Raw genomic sequence first — 15,440 nt, 5'->3', positions numbered from 1 at the left:
CGGACGTGCCGCGATGGGGCGGAGCTGCTGCGCTCGACTGGATTACGGATATGTCGCTCTTCTGCTCTGTCCGTGGGTGAGTTGAGGGCCTATCCGCGGGTGCACCCCGCCTGATTCCTAGGTTTCGCGCTGTCGAAGGCTCGAAACTGAAAGGACGGCAGACGGGGTGCTGAACACCAAGGTATGGGAGAAGGCGTGCGGGTTGACGCGCACGGTCGTGGAAGGGGTCCGTGTCGACGACACCGATGGATCGATCGTGGTGTCGGCACGACCTGATGCGAGGGCTCGTGGCCGCTGCGGACACTGCCATCGACGTTCGCCTCGCTACGACCGTGGTGATGGTCGTCGGCGGTGGCGGGCGTTGGACGCCGGCACGACGAAGGTGTTCATCGAAGCCGACGCACCCCGGGTGCGTTGCCGCACGCACGGACCGACGGTGGTGGCAGTGCCGTGGGCTCGTCATGGGGTCGGCCACACCCGCGACTTCGACGACTTGGCGGCGTGGCTGGCGGTGCGCACCTCGAAGTCCGCGACGTGTGAGTTGTTGCGGGTGGCGTGGCGCACCATCGGTGCGATCGTCACGCGGGTCAATGCAGATGTCGAGGCGCGTGTTGATCGTCTCGACGGGTTGCGACGGATCGGGATCGATGAGATCTCCTACAAGCGCGGACACCGCTACCTGATCGTCGTGGTCGATCACGACACCGGCCATCTGGTGTGGGTCGGCCCTGGCCGCACCGACGCCGACTTGGAGGTGTTCTTCGACGAACTCGGCAACGAACGCGCTGCGGAGTTGACCCACATCTCTGCGGACATGGCGGGCTGGATCGCCCGCGTCGTCGCCAAGCGAGCCCCGAACGCCGTGCGCTGCGCCGATGCGTTTCACGTCGTCGCGTGGGCCATCGAAGCGCTCGACGTCGAGCGTCGCCGAGCCTGGAACCAGGCATCGGGACGAAACGCGATCACGACCGTCATGTCCCAGCGAGGACGCGCACGAGGCACCTCGCTCGGCATCGCACGCGCCCGCTACGCGCTCTGGAAGAACCCCGGCGATCTCACCGAGAACCAACGCGCCCAGCTCGACTGGATCGCCAAGATCGACCCTCGGCTCCATCGCGCTTACCTGCTCAAGGAAGGACTGCGGTTCGTGTTTGCCGTCAAGGGTGACGCCGGCAAGCACGCGCTCGACAGGTGGTTGTCGTGGGCGCGCCGGTCGCGAATGCCGGCCTTCGTCGAACTCGCCCGCAAGATCGTGAAGCACCGAGTGGCGATCGATCACGCCCTCGACTCCGGGCTCTCCAACGCCCTGATCGAGTCGACCAACACCAAGATTCGGCTCCTCACCCGCATCGCGTTCGGCTTCCACGGACCCGAACCCCTCATCGCCCTCGCCCTGCTCGCGCTTGGCAGCCACCCACCCGCCCTCCCAGGCCGAACCTGACCCACGGATACAGCAGAAGAGCGGGATAAGTGTGCCGGTCGGGATGAGGAAGTCCCATGCCGGGTAGTGGTGGTGGGGGTCGTCGAGGGTGCCTTCGCCGATGACGGCTCTCGGTGCGGGGAGTGCCCAGGAGCCGGTGACGTCGGTCGATGCGCACAGCATCGTGTCGTTCTCGTCGGCGGTGGCGAGCTTGTCGTTGTAGATGTCGAGCCACTTGGTCTGGTACTCGCGGACGGTGAGGGTGTTGCCGGCGTCGGGTCGTGGGACCTGGTCCATGATCTGGTCGTCGCCCCAGGCTGCTGGGTAGTACCAGTTGACCGGGACCGCTTCGATGAGGTTGACGTGGTCGGCGAGGATGGCGGTGACGTTGACGCCGGCGACCTGGTCCTGGACGTGGGGAGGGGCGGTGTCCGCGGTCGGGTAGAGCATGGTGTCGATCTCCGCTTCGCTGGCCCAGTGCGTCCAGGTCGTGGTGATGTACTGGTAGGCGCCGGCCGCGGAGGCGTGTGCGTTGCGGACGGTGTAGTCGCCGCTTGATTCGAGGGTGCGGATGGTGTCGAGGATGACGCCGAGTTGGCCGCAGGCGTAGGGAGCGGTGGCGCTCCCGCCGTTGGCGAACACGAGCGGGATCGATATCACGAACCCGACGACGGCGACGAAGAGGGCGGCGACGATCTTCACGTCTTTCCATGCCCCGCGAGCGGCTGTTGCGTTACGTCGTCGGGGACCCGTGTAACGCGTGGCGCCGGGGTGGGCCTTGGGGAGGTGAACGGCCCGAGATCGGACGGGCCCGCACCTCCAGGGGAGTTCGTCATGACCGACCAGACCATCGAACACCGGACACCACGTTCACGTCGCCCAGGCACCCGTTGTCGTCGGGTCGAAGGCTCGGGGCTCCGGCGTCGGGCGTTGACGTCGACCGTGGCCGGTGTCGGGATCGCGATGGTGCCCGGACGGGCGCTTGCTCAGATTGACGACACGGCGCCTTCGAATGCGGGGTTGCCGGGTGCCGAGCTGGTGTCGCAGATCATGGGGTGGGGCAAGTGGGTCGGCCTGGTGGTGTGCATCCTGGCGATCGTCTACGGGGCTGCGACGTGGCGCGGGATGGGTGGCAACACGGGTCGTGGTGTCGAGGGGAAGATGTACGTGGCGGCGGGAGCGATCGGTGCGATGGTGATCGGCCTGGCCACGATCGCGGTCAACACCCTCTACAGCGCCGGGAACGCCGGCGGCTGAGCCGGACACGGTTTACGAAGAATCGGGACGCTGAGCGATGTCGATGTGGAAGCTCGCCGGGGCCGTCGTGCTTGTGGCGATGTTGGTGGCGTGGACGGTGCAGTCGATCGTGATGGGTTCACCGTCGACGTCGCCGCCGGTCGCCTCCGCGCCGATCGCGACCGTCGACTTGGTCGCGGACGAGTCGACCGAGTCGGGCGATCGGTCGGTCGCCGCGGTCGGCGACGTCGCCGGGGTGCCGGTCGGCTATCCCCGGTCGACGGCGGGGGCGACGACCGCTGCGGTGAACTGGGTCGCGTCGGTTCCGTCGTTCGTGCAGATGGGTCCTCTCGTGTTGTCGGACTCGATGGACGCGTTGCTGTCGACGACCGCCGATCGCGCTCTGTTCGACGACACCGTTGCGCTCTACTTCGAGCTGCTCGACGAGTTCGGGCCCGAGTTCCGGAAACGGCTGTGGACCGAGGCGCCGCTGCGCTCGTCGCTGGTTTCGTCGACGTCGGAGCGGGTAGAGGTGGCGGTGTGGTCGGTGCTGGTCACCGGCGACACCGTCGACGGTCCGGTCGAAGTGCTGTGGCGGACGCACCGGCTGGAGCTGGTGTGGGAGCGCTCGGACTGGAAGATCGCGTCGATCTCGATCGTCGAGGGTCCGACACCGATCGGTGTGGAGACGGCGGTGCCGTCCGCCCCGGGTGAATTCGCCGAGCTGAACGACTGGACGCCGGCGGTGTTCGCCGACACGACCGCATCCGGGAAGGAAAAGTGATGCTGGCGATCCCGATAATCGGCGACGTCTTCGACTTCATCACGACACCGTTCCGTGCCGCGGCGGGATGGGCGTGGGACACCGTGGTCGAGGGCATCACGAACTGGGTAATGAACGGCGTGCTGACGCTGCTGATGGCGGTGTGGAACTTCCTCGACACGTCCTCCACTCCGCAGCTCGACTCGGCCTGGTTCTCCGGCGACGAGTCGGCACCGTTCCGTGTCGCCACGTGGCTGGGCGTGCTGATGCTGTCGGTCCTGCTGTTGCTGGCGGTGATCCGGGCGGTGAGCGCCGGTTCTCCCGGCCAGGTCATCCAAGCGGTCGGGCGGGACTTGCCGGTAGCGGTGTTCGCGATGGCGTCGCTGATCGCCGTCACCGCCGCGGCCATCCGGGTCGCCGACGGGTTCTCCGACTACGTGTGGGCGCGCACCCGGCCCCAGGCCGCCGAAGCACTGTCGAACGTCGCCGAGGTGTTGATGTCGACCGGCACGAGCCTGTTCTTCCTCGGCCCGTTGATCGGGATCGCGTTGATCATCGCGATGTTGTTCATGTGGATCGTGCTGCTGGTCCGCACCTCGTTGATCTACCTCGTCGTGATCTACGCCGTGGCGTTCGGGCTGCCGTCGATGCTGTTCCCGCCATTGCGTGACACCGCCAAAAAGGTGCTCGAACTGCTCGCTGCGTTGGTGTTGGCGAAGCCGATCATCGTGCTCGCCGTCTCGGTCGGGGCGAACATGCTCGCCGCACTCGGCGACGCCGGCGAACCCGGTGCTGGCGTCGGGGACAACGCAGCCCGGGAGATCGGGGTGTTGATCGTGGGGGTGATCGTGTTCGGGCTGGCGGCGTTCATGCCGTTCGTGTTGTGGAAGCTGATGCCGTTGATCGCGGCGGCCGTCGTGGCGCAGGGCATCGCGTCGGCACCGATGCGAGCGGCGACGCAGGGGATGCAGATGCAGTACTACGGCCGTCAGGTCACCGGTCGCCTCGCCGGGAGCGGATCCCGTGGCGGCGCTCAGGCCACCGGATCGTCGGGTGCTGCCGCTGGTCTCGGCGGAGCCGGGCCGGCGGGAGCGGGGACCTCGTCACTCGCGAGTGGAGGCGCGAGTACCGCTGGCGGTGGAGCGGCCACGGCCGCGAGCGGTCCGGCCGCTCCGGTGGTCGGCGCAGCGGTCGCCACGAAGGCAGCAGCCGACGGTGCGCGTTCGTCGGTGACGTCGGCGGTCTCGACGATGGGACGGTCGTCGGACTCGGTGGCGGTTGGGACGTCGTCCCCGCGACGGTCGGGCGCCGACTCGGGAGGTTCGGGTGTGGAGGGTCGCGATGGGTGAGTCGAGACGCGCTCGCGGTTATCGGTTCGGTGAGCGTCGTCGGTCCGGTCTTTTCGGAACGGTCCCGCCTGCACTGGCCGCTGCCGGCGGTCTCTCGCTCATCGCAGGGTGGGCGGCGGTGTCCGGGTACGTCCCGATCCCGGCGGCGCTGCTGGTAGCGGTCGCGGCGGCGTGGCTGTGGTTCGGCAAGCTCCACGGCCAGCCGGTTCACGAGATCCTTCCGTGGGCGATCGCGTGGTGGTGGCGCAAGTTGCGTTCGCGGAACCGGTGGTATCGACCCGTCGCTTTGGTGGTCGACGGTGAGGATCAACCGACCGTGGTTCCTGATGTGTTGGCGGGACTCGACCTGTACGAGTTCGAGGTGTCGTGGTTGTCGCCGGGCCAGGACGTGCCGATCGGTGTGGTCCATGATCGTGCTGCAGGATCGGTGACGGCGGTGTTGCGGGTGTCGGGTGACGGCCAGTTTGCGCTCGTCGACTCGGTGGGTCAGGACATGCGCATCGACGAGTGGGGCGCAGCGATCGGTGGGTTCGCACGTGAGCGGTCGCCGGTGTCGAGGGTGACGTTCCACGACTGGACGTCGCCGCAACCGATCCGTGACACCGTCGCCAGACTCGAAGACCGCTGGGCCGACGAGCCCGAGCACCCGTCGCGCCCCGGCTACCTTCAACTGCTCCGGGATACCTCGGCCACGGTCGTGAACCACGAGGTGCTCGTCGAGGTGACCGTCGATCTGGCACGGCTGAGCCGGCACCGTCGGGAGAAGCCGCTGACCGCCGGGCTCCGCTCCGTGGCCGAGCAGACCCGACTCTTCGCCAGCCGACTGGCGACGGCCGGTCTCCGTGTCGAGGGACTGTTGTCGGCCGCGGATCTCGTCTCGGCGACCCGGGTCCGCGGCAACCCGGCCGTCGTCGAACAGCTCATCACGCTACGGCGCTCGCTTGCGGCTGCGACGGGGCGGTCGGCGCCGACCTTCGGTCCGATGGTGATCGACGACCAGCTCTCGGCGGTCGTCGTCGACGGGGTGTGGCACCGGTCGTGGTGGTTCGCATCGTGGCCACGACGTGAGGTCGTCGGCGCGTGGATGGACCCGTTGATGTTCGACTCCGGTTGCACCCGATCACTGACCACGGTGTTCGAGCCGGTCCCGCCGAAGGCATCCGACGCTCACGTCGACAAGGAACGAACCCAGCGCGAAGCGAACCTCGAGACCCGACGCCGGAAGGGCTACATCGTGCGTCGCAAGGACGAGAAAGCGATCGCCGAGGTCGAGGCTCGCGAGGACGAGCTGTCCGCCGGGTTCGCGGAGTGCTACTACACCGGGCTGCTCACTCTTGCGGCTGTCGATGCCGAGACGCTCGAACAGCAGGCTGCCGATCTCGAACAGATCGCCGCGAACGCCGGCGTGGAGCTGCAACGACTCGTCGGCCGCCAGGCCGCCGGCTGGGTCGCTTCGCTACCGCTCGGACGAACCGTCGCCCGCCGGATCGGAGCGGCATGATCCGTCGGCGCCGACACGTCGAGCCGTCTGGCGACGCGTCGCCGTCGCCGGTGATCGCATCGACGAGGGCGTCGGGGATCGTGGGGTTGCGGCTTCCGCGACACCGTGGCACCACGGCGCACGTTGCGTCGATCTATCCGTTCCACGGCGGGCGCGCACTCCAGGACACGCTCGCTCCGTACGTCGGGGTGAACGTCACCGACGGCAACAGCGCCTGGTCCTATGACCCGTTCGAGCTCTACGGACGCGACCTCGGCGGCGGAGTCGTGCTGACGAACTCGAACATGTTGATCCTCGGCGAACCCGGCAACGGGAAATCGTCCGCTGTCAAGACCATGCTCAATCGCCAGGCCGCCTTCTACGGGCACCGACGGTTCATCTCGATCTCGGACCCGAAAGGCGAGTACGGCCCACTCGCCGAAGCGCTCGGCATGCCGATCGTCAAGCTCCACCCCGGAGGCACCGATCGGCTCAACCCGCTCGACCCCGGCCCCGGCGAACGGGCCGAATCGCTCCGCAACCGTCAGGAGTTGTCGACGGGTCTCCTGTCGACGGTGATGCGCCGAGATCTCGATCCGATCGAGGAGGCCCTCCTGACCACCGCCATCGAAGTGCTCGATGACGCACACCGAGACGGTGCAGCCCCGACGCTCGTCGATCTCGCCCACCTCCTCGCCAACCTGCCCGAGGACATCGCATCGCTCGACGAGCTCAAGCTGCTCGCCTCGACCGAGATCTCCGGTGCCGTGACCCAGTTGCGGTTGGCGCTGGCGAAGTTGTTGGACAAGACGTTGCGTGGCATGTTCGACGGTCCCTCCACCTTCACGGTCGACCAGACCGGCCAGCAGGGCGTCGTCGTCGACCTCTCGGCGGTGTTCTCCAACCCCGACGCGCTTCCGCTCGTGCAGATGGCGACCTCGGCGACGCTGGCCGGGCAGATGGCGGCGATGAAGCACGACGGCCGGCGCGGCATCCTCGTCGACGACGAGGTGTGGGCGACGATGGCCTCGGAGCGTGCAGCGAAGGCGCTGCAGGCCCGACTGAAGCTGTGCCGCGATCTCGGCGTCTGGAACGTCCTCATCACGCACCGGCTCTCCGACTTTGCCGCCCAGGCCGACAGCGGTACCTCCGCTGCGAAGGTCGCCGAAGGACTCCTCGGCGACGTCCAGACACGGGTGGTGTTCCGCCAAGCCACCGACCAACTCGAACTGTCCCGCCGTGCGCTGCAGATGAACGACCGCCTCATCAACATCCTCCCCCGACTCACCCGCGGTCGCGCCGTGTGGTGCGTCGCGGGGCGGTGGGCGGTCGTGCAACACGTCATCGGCGCCGACGAGGTCGCCATCTGCGACACAGACCAGGGGATGAAGCCATGACCGGGGTCGTAGGGGCCGAACTCCGGGGTGCTTGTCGGTCTGGTCTGGCTGACTGGTCCGGGGTTGGTGAACTGGGGGTCACCGTAGCGGATGAGTGTGCCGTGTCAGGTCTGGGGTTGCTGTGTGGCGCTGGTTGCTTCGATGGTCGGCGAGATCGAATGGTCGGCGGTCGTGGCGGTGATTGCCCACCAAGCGATGCCGGTGGTGATGTAGATGTCGGCGATGTTGAAGGTGGGCCACCAGCCGGTGTGCAGCATGTCGACCACGGAGCCGGCTTCGAGCCGATCGATGGTGTTCGCGAGCGCTCCGGCGATGATGAGCGTGGCGGGCCCGGTGGGTGTCCGGTTGTTCCATGCGGCTCGGAGGATTGCGAGCGCGATCGTGAGGGTTGCGGCGGTGATCAGCAGGGGTGGGATGTTGGTGAACAGCCCGAATGCGGTGCCGCTGTTGTAGCTGAGTTGCAGGTCGATGGGTCCGGGAAGCGTGGTGGGTGCGTCGTCGAGTGTGGCGGTGGCCCAGATCTTGGTGGCGAGATCGATCGTGATGAGCGCGGCGATCCAGGCGAGCATGGTGCGACGTCGGGTCGGGTTCATCGGCTGATCTTGAGGATGCGTCGGGCGCCGTTGGCGACGACGGCGAAGATCACGGCGCCGGCGATGAGGTCGGGGATGCCGGAGTCGGTGAGTGTGACGCCGATCGCTGCAGCGATGACGAGTCCGTTGACCTTGATGTCGTTGGCAGTGAAGATCCAGCTGGCTTGTAGGTGTGCTTCGCCGGACCGGACGCGATGCAGCACGAGCAGTGTGATGATGTTGCCGGCGAGCGCGAGCACGGACATCACGATCATCGAGGTCGGGTCCGGGAGTTCGTTGTCGGCGAAGAATCGTCGTAGGACCTCGGCGAGACCGAGCGCGGCGAGGCCGATCTGGAGGTATCCGCTCGTGCGTGCGAGTTGTTTCTTGCGTGCGGCAGCGGTCCCGACGGCGGCGAGGCTGAGCGCGTACACGCTGGCGTCGGCGCCCATGTCGAGTGCGTCGGCGATGAGTCCCATGGAGCGGCTGATCAAGCCGACGGTGAGTTCGCCGACGAAGAAGCCGGCGTTGATCACGAACGCAACGATCAGCGCGTTGCGTTCGCGTCGGGTGTCGGGGGCGGGCCCGATCTCGCTGGTGTCGTCGACGAACTCGGCGCCAAGGTTGAGGGTTTGGAGTGCGGTGTCGATGGTGTCGGTGTCGGTCGTGTGGTCGATCAGCACGTCACGTTGGTCGAGGTCGACTTCGATGCGGTTGATCTGGTCGATGTCGGACAGTGCCATGCGCACGAGTTGTTCTTCGGCGGCGCAGTCCATGCCGGCGACGTGGAAACGGCTGACGGTCATCGGCTGCTCACGCGTTGGGGTTGGTGGTGTAGTTCGGACAGAGATCGATGTGTTCGCCGGTGACTGCGAGGAGTCGTTCGGCCGAGCGGACCACGTCGATGACTTCGTCGTGGGCAATGCGGTAGTGGACCTCGCGGCCGACGCGCCGATCGGTCACGAGTCCGCATTCTCTGAGGCACTTGAGGTGACCGGAGATGTTGCCCTGGGAGCCGTTCAGCGCAGTCACGATGTCGCTCACGCGTTGTTCACCGTCGGCGAGTGTGGTGATGATCGCGAGGCGTGTCGGGTCGCCGAACCCGCAGAACAGTTTCGCTGCGGTCGCGATGGGTGCAGCGTGTTGAATCGTGGCGCTCATGCCGGCGGATTGTATCGGCCTGCGCCGATGTATTGGTCCGGGCCGATGCGTCGTGGGTCAGTCGTGCCCGGCTTGGTCGCTGAGAGCGGCGTGGTGTGCGTGGTTGGCGTAGATGTTGGCTTGGGCGACGGAGAGGCCGAACAGGTCGCTGATCTGTCGGAGGTCGCCGCCGGTCGCGAACGCTTCGTCGAGGATGCGGTCTTGGCGGATCTGTTGGGCGGGTGTGCCGAGCAACCGGGTGTGCCAGGAGCTGTCGACCGGGCGTGTGTGGTGGGCGCTGCGGATGTTGATGAACAGGTGCTCGTTGGCGGTGTTCGGCCAGGTGTAGTGCCGGTGGAAGAGGTAGGTGTCGAGGCGTTCGAGGACGGCGTCGGCCAGCACGATGGTCTGGTCGCCGAGGTGGAGGCGCCGGTCGTAGATGTCGGTGAGTCCGATGTGGCGCAGGTCCTTGACGCGGATGGCGTGGTAGCAGAGCAGCGCTGCGGTGAGTGCCCGGGCGGTGTTCGGCGAGTCGAGCAGGTTGCGGATGGTGGCGAGACCAACGGGGGCGGGGATCGGGTGGTTGGTGTGGGGTTGGCGGATGTGGGTGGTGGGGTTGGTGAACACGACCTTGCGGCCCTTGAGGGTCCGGAAGATCGAGCGGAGTCCTTGGAGCATGTGGGTGCGCTGCCATCCGCTCGCCGGCAGCGCTGTGTAGATGTCGTCGCGGGTGACCTCGCGCAGCGAGGTGTGCCTGGTGGCCCAGGTTTCGACGGCGGGCATCGCCGATCGGAGCTGTTGACCAATGGTGAGATCGCTGCGCGGCTTGCTGCGAGGCGGGGTGGTGCTGCCGTGGCGCATGACGTCGAACCACACGCCGAGTTCGGCGGCGATGGTTTCGGGCAGGCCGTTGGTCTTGGTGGCGAACCAGCCAACGATCGATGGTGGTCGGTCGTCGTCGAGCATGCCAGCGGCGTCGAGGGCGTCGCTCAGCGCGACGGTCGACACCTTGAGTTTGGCGATCGCGTCGATGTCGCTGCAGCGAATTGGTGCGCCGATCGTTTCTTGCTGGCCGAGCAGGATGTGCACGCCGTGTTGAACGGTGACGATCTTGCGGCGGTCCCAGCCGTGAGCTCGGCCGAACTCGTCGACGTGTTGATCCAACAGCAACGCCAGGTTCGCGTCGCGGGGATCGAGGTGACCGACCCGGCGGGCGACGCTGAGGTCACGTTCGAAACGGAACAGCGGCAATTGCAGGTGAGTGACCGGGAACCGGGCGAGAGTCCCGACCGCAACCGGTGGTGGCGGCGACTTCGGGCGTCGCGCCGAGGCAGCTTTGCCCATATCGGCGAACCACAGCTGTTGTCCGTTCCGGTTCGCGGCGATCAGATCGGGGAGCGGCAACGGCGGCTTCGTCGCCAGGACCCGGGTGCGTTGCTTGGTGCAGAGCCGGCAGGCGCCGTAGATGTTGATGGGGACTTCGCGGCTGCAGCACGAGCAGACTCCGAGCTTGCGCTTTTCTCGCCAGCCGTTGCACGCGGTGCATCGCCAGGCTCGATGCTTGGACGCACCCCACGCGAAGCAGTCCGGACAGGTGTCGATCGTGACATGGCCCATCCGGTGGCAGCGACCGCACAGCCCGTTGGTGAAGTAGTCCGTCGTCGATCCGCACTCGAGACAAGGTGGCGGAACGGCGGATCCGCCGGGCCAACACCCGAAGCAGAACTTCACCGTGGTGAACGCGACGGGCCACTCGCCGCATGTGGCGCAGAAGCTCTGCCAGCTCACCCCGGCGGCAGCGTTCGGTTCTTCCCCAACCTCGGCGTGACCGTCGCACCAGCGGCGCGCTTCTTGCGCGGTTTGCGGGCCTCGACCTTGTCCGGCTCGCGGATCAACAACTGGTCCGGGTCGCAATCGAGGACCGAGCAGATCACGTCGAGGTCCTCGAGCCGGATCGTGGTTGGCGTTCCCGCCCACAACGACGACATCTTCCCGGCCGAGATCTCCAAGCCGGCGTCCGCGAGCCGGCGTCGCATCTCGGTCGATTTCCAGATGCCCTGTTCGGCAGCGGTCAGTCTCAGATTCCAACGCATCAGTTCACTCCTGTTCGTTGTCCCGGTTCGGGTCGAGGCGGTCGGCAATCCGCTGGTTCGCTTCGGTCCAGGCGCGTTCGATGTGATCGCCGTGCACATGGATGTAGCGGGTCGTGGTCGACAACCACTCGTGGCCGAGCAGTTCCTGGATTGCTTTGAGGTCGACGCCGCGCTGGTAGAGCGACGACGCGCAGAAGTGGCGCAGCGTGTGCGGCGTCAACCGACCGTCGGACCACGCCGGCAACCAACGACCAACCGCTGCGGCGAGTCCGTCACGCAGCGCCTGGTCACCGATCCGGCTGCACGCACCGGTCAGCTTGTCTCGCCGTTCACTCGGGAACAGCGGAGCGTTCGGGTCCTCATAGGCGTCGTCGAACTGGTGGCGAATGTCGCCCAACCACCAATCCATCAGATCCGCCGCGCCGTTGATCGCCGGCACCAGTCGACTCTTGGGTCCGCGGCCTCGGCTGCCTTTGCCGAACCGGACATGGATCTTGCCGAACTCGCCCAAATCACGTCGCCAGTCACGGATGTCGAGCATGTAGGTCTCCTGGATCCGCAGACCGCACCGGCGCCACAACGACGCCGCCATGTAATCCCGTGTCGCCGGCAAGAACTTGCGCGCCTCGGGCAACCACTCACGCCACGCTGCGAACAACACATCGATCTCCTCAATCGACGGCGGTACCCGCACGTTGCTGTAGTCGGCTTTGGTCGGCCGGTTGAACTCGTCGATGATCTGGATCACCACGTGGCCGGTCAAACGTTCGATGTCACCGGAGTAGCGGGCAACGAGGAACGAGTAGAACCGCGCCAGCGACCACGCCTTGTGCTGCACCGTCAACCGGGCCCGATGCAACTCCTTGCGTTGATGGACCAAGAACCGATCAGCGTCGGCCGGCTGCGCCGTCCACACCGGTCGCCCCAGGAACCGGATGAACTCGAAGATCGCACCTCGGTCCTCCACCACCGTCGAGTCACCCGAACCTGCACCCACCGTCGCAAGCAGATACTGATCGACCAGTTCCTGCTCGAAATCCTCAACCTCACCAGGCGCGACAAGCGCCTTCGGGGCGTCCAAGGAGCGGACCACAGCCAACGCCATAGCGTCTCCTCCTGTTCAGCCGGTCGAGCGAATCACCCCGATACCCGGCAAGCCTTCAGGAATCCCGACCAGTTGTCAAGGTTCAGACGAAGTCGGTCAACCGGCACGGCGACTGACCCGCATGCCCACGTTGGAACTCCGGACCGTTCGCGATTCCGGGAAGTTCCTACAACAGACCAGGCGATGGTCGCGTAACGGGATGAGTTCACCATGGGTGACGCACATCGGATCGATCGAGACGAACTGCTCGCCCGAGTCGACCTCGGGGCGGTCCTCGACGCCGTCACCCCCGGCACCGGTAGCGGTCCGCGGCGACGGTGGCGATGTCCGTCGCCGAGCCACGAGGACGTCCACCCGTCGGTGACGGTTTCGATCGACCAGCACGGTGTCCAACGCTGGCGGTGCTGGTCGGGTGGGGAAGGCGGCACGGCGATCGATGCGGTGATGAGCGCCCGCTCGATGGAGGTCGGTGACGCGATCCGATGGCTCGCCGAGCACCACACGAACCTCGACATCCTCCCCCGCCAACCTTTACCTCGGCCTCGGCCGATCGGGCGACCCGCCCCCGAGGTGATCGAGTACGTCGAGCGCTGCGAGAAACTGCTGTGGTCCGGATCGGGTCGGCGAGTCCGCGACTGGCTCCACGTACGCGGCCTCCACGACGACGTGCTGCGAGCCAACCGTGTCGGCGCCGACCCCGGCCGCCGATTCCTCCCACGTGTGAAAGGCCTGCCAGCCGGATGGCCCGCCGCCGTGTTCCCCGCCCTCGACCGCAACGGTGCGGTCACCTACTTCCAAGCCCGATTCGTCGAACCACCGGATGGCCGCGGCAAGTACGACAACCCGTCGCGAACGTTGGCGTCCAACCCACGAGTCGCGTGGACGCAGATGCCAGCCAGAACAGCACGTCACGCGGGCGTGCTGATCGCTGCGGAAGGAATCCCAGATGCACTCATCGCTGCTCAGGCCGGCTTCGCCTCGGTCGGCATCCTCGGCTCGGCGTTTCCCGACGTGCGGGTTGCCGACCAGATCACCTCGTATGCGCATTGCGACGCTGCCACCGTTGCCGTGTGCTTCGACAACGACCCATCAGGATCTGGAGCGAAAGGCGCGGCCCGTTTGCGGGACCTCCTCGACGAACGACGCGTCGACGTTCGGGTCATAGTCCCGCCCGAGAGAATGGACCTCACCGAATGGGCCGCAGCCGAGCCCACCTGGACGAACTCGTTCGACGGAATTGGCGCCGAGTTCGGCCATGCCCAGGAAGTAGCGAGCATCCCCAAGGCCGATGTCTCGATCGATCTCTCCTTGTGACGCAGATGCCGAGGGGTTTCTGGTCGGACCGCTCGGTAGGGCGAAGTCGCCGGGCCGAGACGCCATCGGCAGGAGTCGCGAGCGAGCCGTGTCAACGAGGATCGAGTCCGCTGGACAGCACGTGAAAAGTCGCTCTTCTGCTGTATCCGTGGGTCAGGTTCGGCCTGGGAGGGCGGGTGGGTGGCTGCCAAGCGCGAGCAGGGCGAGGGCGATGAGGGGTTCGGGTCCGTGGAAGCCGAACGCGATGCGGGTGAGGAGCCGAATCTTGGTGTTGGTCGACTCGATCAGGGCGTTGGAGAGCCCGGAGTCGAGGGCGTGATCGATCGCCACTCGGTGCTTCACGATCTTGCGGGCGAGTTCGACGAAGGCCGGCATTCGCGACCGGCGCGCCCACGACAACCACCTGTCGAGCGCGTGCTTGCCGGCGTCACCCTTGACGGCAAACACGAACCGCAGTCCTTCCTTGAGCAGGTAAGCGCGATGGAGCCGAGGGTCGATCTTGGCGATCCAGTCGAGCTGGGCGCGTTGGTTCTCGGTGAGATCGCCGGGGTTCTTCCAGAGCGCGTAGCGGGCGCGTGCGATGCCGAGCGAGGTGCCTCGTGCGCGTCCTCGCTGGGACATGACGGTCGTGATCGCGTTTCGTCCCGATGCCTGGTTCCAGGCTCGGCGACGCTCGACGTCGAGCGCTTCGATGGCCCACGCGACGACGTGAAACGCATCGGCGCAGCGCACGGCGTTCGGGGCTCGCTTGGCGACGACGCGGGCGATCCAGCCCGCCATGTCCGCAGAGATGTGGGTCAACTCCGCAGCGCGTTCGTTGCCGAGTTCGTCGAAGAACACCTCCAAGTCGGCGTCGGTGCGGCCAGGGCCGACCCACACCAGATGGCCGGTGTCGTGATCGACCACGACGATCAGGTAGCGGTGTCCGCGCTTGTAGGAGATCTCATCGATCCCGATCCGTCGCAACCCGTCGAGACGATCAACACGCGCCTCGACATCTGCATTGACCCGCGTGACGATCGCACCGATGGTGCGCCACGCCACCCGCAACAACTCACACGTCGCGGACTTCGAGGTGCGCACCGCCAGCCACGCCGCCAAGTCGTCGAAGTCGCGGGTGTGGCCGACCCCATGACGAGCCCACGGCACTGCCACCACCGTCGGTCCGTGCGTGCGGCAACGCACCCGGGGTGCGTCGGCTTCGATGAACACCTTCGTCGTGCCGGCGTCCAACGCCCGCCACCGCCGACGACCATCACCACGGTCGTAGCGAGGCGAACGTCGATGGCAGTGTCCGCAGCGGCCACGAGCCCTCGCATCAGGTCGTGCCGACACCACGATCGATCCATCGGTGTCGTCGACACGGACCCCTTCCACGACCGTGCGCGTCAACCCGCACGCCTTCTCCCATACCTTGGTGTTCAGCACCCCGTCTGCCGTCCTTTCAGTTTCGAGCCTTCGACAGCGCGAAACCTAGGAATCAGGCGGGGTGCACCCGCGGATAGGCCCTCAACTCACCCACGGACAGAGCAGAAGAGCGTGAAAAGTGCGGTCGCGCGCTCGGTCGCGGA

General features: G+C 66.7%; 15 protein-coding genes. 8 read left to right on the top strand and 7 right to left on the bottom strand.

Going from position 1 to position 15,440, the window contains the following annotated elements; all coding sequences use genetic code 11:
- Nucleotides 1-166 precede the first annotated feature (166 nt).
- The 7 genes from ACOOHC_RS19325 (at nucleotide 167) to ACOOHC_RS19295 (ending at nucleotide 7,645) form a co-directional block, all read left to right on the top strand.
- On the top strand, nucleotides 167-1,441 hold the full coding sequence (locus ACOOHC_RS19325) for an ISL3 family transposase (protein WP_420451721.1): 1,275 nt from the start codon (nucleotides 167-169) through the stop codon (nucleotides 1,439-1,441).
- Nucleotides 1,442-1,507: 66 nt separating this feature from the next.
- Nucleotides 1,508-1,978, top strand: a complete 471-nt coding sequence (locus ACOOHC_RS19320; protein WP_420451988.1) for a hypothetical protein — start codon at nucleotides 1,508-1,510, stop codon at nucleotides 1,976-1,978.
- Between the two features lie 462 nt (nucleotides 1,979-2,440).
- Nucleotides 2,441-2,677, top strand: coding sequence for a hypothetical protein (locus ACOOHC_RS19315; protein ID WP_420451987.1), 237 nt, complete (start codon nucleotides 2,441-2,443; stop codon nucleotides 2,675-2,677).
- Nucleotides 2,678-2,714: 37 nt separating this feature from the next.
- A complete protein-coding gene (locus ACOOHC_RS19310; protein ID WP_420451986.1) occupies nucleotides 2,715-3,440 on the top strand; it encodes a hypothetical protein in 726 nt (241 codons plus the stop codon).
- Nucleotides 3,440-4,768, top strand: a complete 1,329-nt coding sequence (locus ACOOHC_RS19305; RefSeq protein WP_420451985.1) for a hypothetical protein — start codon at nucleotides 3,440-3,442, stop codon at nucleotides 4,766-4,768. The genes ACOOHC_RS19310 and ACOOHC_RS19305 overlap by 1 nt, the downstream gene beginning before the upstream one ends.
- Complete coding sequence (locus ACOOHC_RS19300; RefSeq protein ID WP_420451984.1) at nucleotides 4,761-6,269, top strand: SCO6880 family protein; 1,509 nt, start codon at nucleotides 4,761-4,763, stop codon at nucleotides 6,267-6,269. Before ACOOHC_RS19305 ends, ACOOHC_RS19300 begins: the two co-directional genes overlap by 8 nt.
- A 188-nt stretch (nucleotides 6,270-6,457) precedes the next feature.
- Nucleotides 6,458-7,645, top strand: coding sequence for a hypothetical protein (locus ACOOHC_RS19295; protein WP_420451983.1), 1,188 nt, complete (start codon nucleotides 6,458-6,460; stop codon nucleotides 7,643-7,645).
- A 104-nt stretch (nucleotides 7,646-7,749) separates the two neighbouring features.
- Here ACOOHC_RS19295 and ACOOHC_RS19290 read toward each other — a convergent pair whose 3' ends face one another.
- The 6 genes from ACOOHC_RS19290 to ACOOHC_RS19265 are packed head-to-tail and all read right to left on the bottom strand — an operon-like array spanning nucleotide 7,750 to nucleotide 12,555.
- A complete protein-coding gene (locus ACOOHC_RS19290; protein ID WP_409923385.1) occupies nucleotides 7,750-8,238 on the bottom strand; it encodes a signal peptidase II in 489 nt (162 codons plus the stop codon).
- Complete coding sequence (locus ACOOHC_RS19285; RefSeq protein ID WP_409923384.1) at nucleotides 8,235-9,023, bottom strand: cation transporter; 789 nt, start codon at nucleotides 9,021-9,023, stop codon at nucleotides 8,235-8,237. Before ACOOHC_RS19285 ends, ACOOHC_RS19290 begins: the two co-directional genes overlap by 4 nt.
- Before the next feature lie 7 nt (nucleotides 9,024-9,030).
- On the bottom strand, nucleotides 9,031-9,378 hold the full coding sequence (locus ACOOHC_RS19280) for an ArsR/SmtB family transcription factor (protein ID WP_409923383.1): 348 nt from the start codon (nucleotides 9,376-9,378) through the stop codon (nucleotides 9,031-9,033).
- 57 nt (nucleotides 9,379-9,435) lie between these two features.
- A complete protein-coding gene (locus ACOOHC_RS19275; RefSeq protein WP_420451750.1) occupies nucleotides 9,436-11,145 on the bottom strand; it encodes a hypothetical protein in 1,710 nt (569 codons plus the stop codon).
- On the bottom strand, nucleotides 11,142-11,450 hold the full coding sequence (locus ACOOHC_RS19270; RefSeq protein WP_409923381.1) for a helix-turn-helix domain-containing protein: 309 nt from the start codon (nucleotides 11,448-11,450) through the stop codon (nucleotides 11,142-11,144). The genes ACOOHC_RS19275 and ACOOHC_RS19270 overlap by 4 nt, the downstream gene beginning before the upstream one ends.
- A 4-nt stretch (nucleotides 11,451-11,454) precedes the next feature.
- Nucleotides 11,455-12,555 carry a tyrosine-type recombinase/integrase gene (locus tag ACOOHC_RS19265; RefSeq protein WP_409923380.1) on the bottom strand — a complete coding sequence of 367 codons (1,101 nt, stop codon included), beginning with the start codon at nucleotides 12,553-12,555 and terminating at the stop codon, nucleotides 11,455-11,457.
- A 210-nt stretch (nucleotides 12,556-12,765) separates the two neighbouring features.
- Here ACOOHC_RS19265 and ACOOHC_RS19260 point away from each other — a divergent pair, with 210 nt between their 5' ends.
- Nucleotides 12,766-13,869 (top strand): toprim domain-containing protein, encoded by a 1,104-nt coding sequence (locus tag ACOOHC_RS19260; protein WP_420451982.1) that lies wholly within the window; start codon nucleotides 12,766-12,768, stop codon nucleotides 13,867-13,869.
- Between the two features lie 153 nt (nucleotides 13,870-14,022).
- On the opposite strand, the gene ACOOHC_RS19255 is transcribed toward ACOOHC_RS19260, so the two are convergent.
- Nucleotides 14,023-15,297: an ISL3 family transposase gene (locus ACOOHC_RS19255; protein ID WP_420451721.1), complete on the bottom strand. Its 1,275-nt coding sequence runs from the start codon at nucleotides 15,295-15,297 to the stop codon at nucleotides 14,023-14,025.
- Nucleotides 15,298-15,440 lie beyond the last annotated feature (143 nt).

Origin of the sequence: Ilumatobacter sp. (assembly GCF_965215205.1) — a bacterium.
Classification (GTDB): domain Bacteria; phylum Actinomycetota; class Acidimicrobiia; order Acidimicrobiales; family Ilumatobacteraceae; genus Ilumatobacter_A.
The sequence above is the reverse complement of the archived record's forward strand: the minus strand, read 5'-3'. Positions and strand labels throughout refer to the sequence as shown.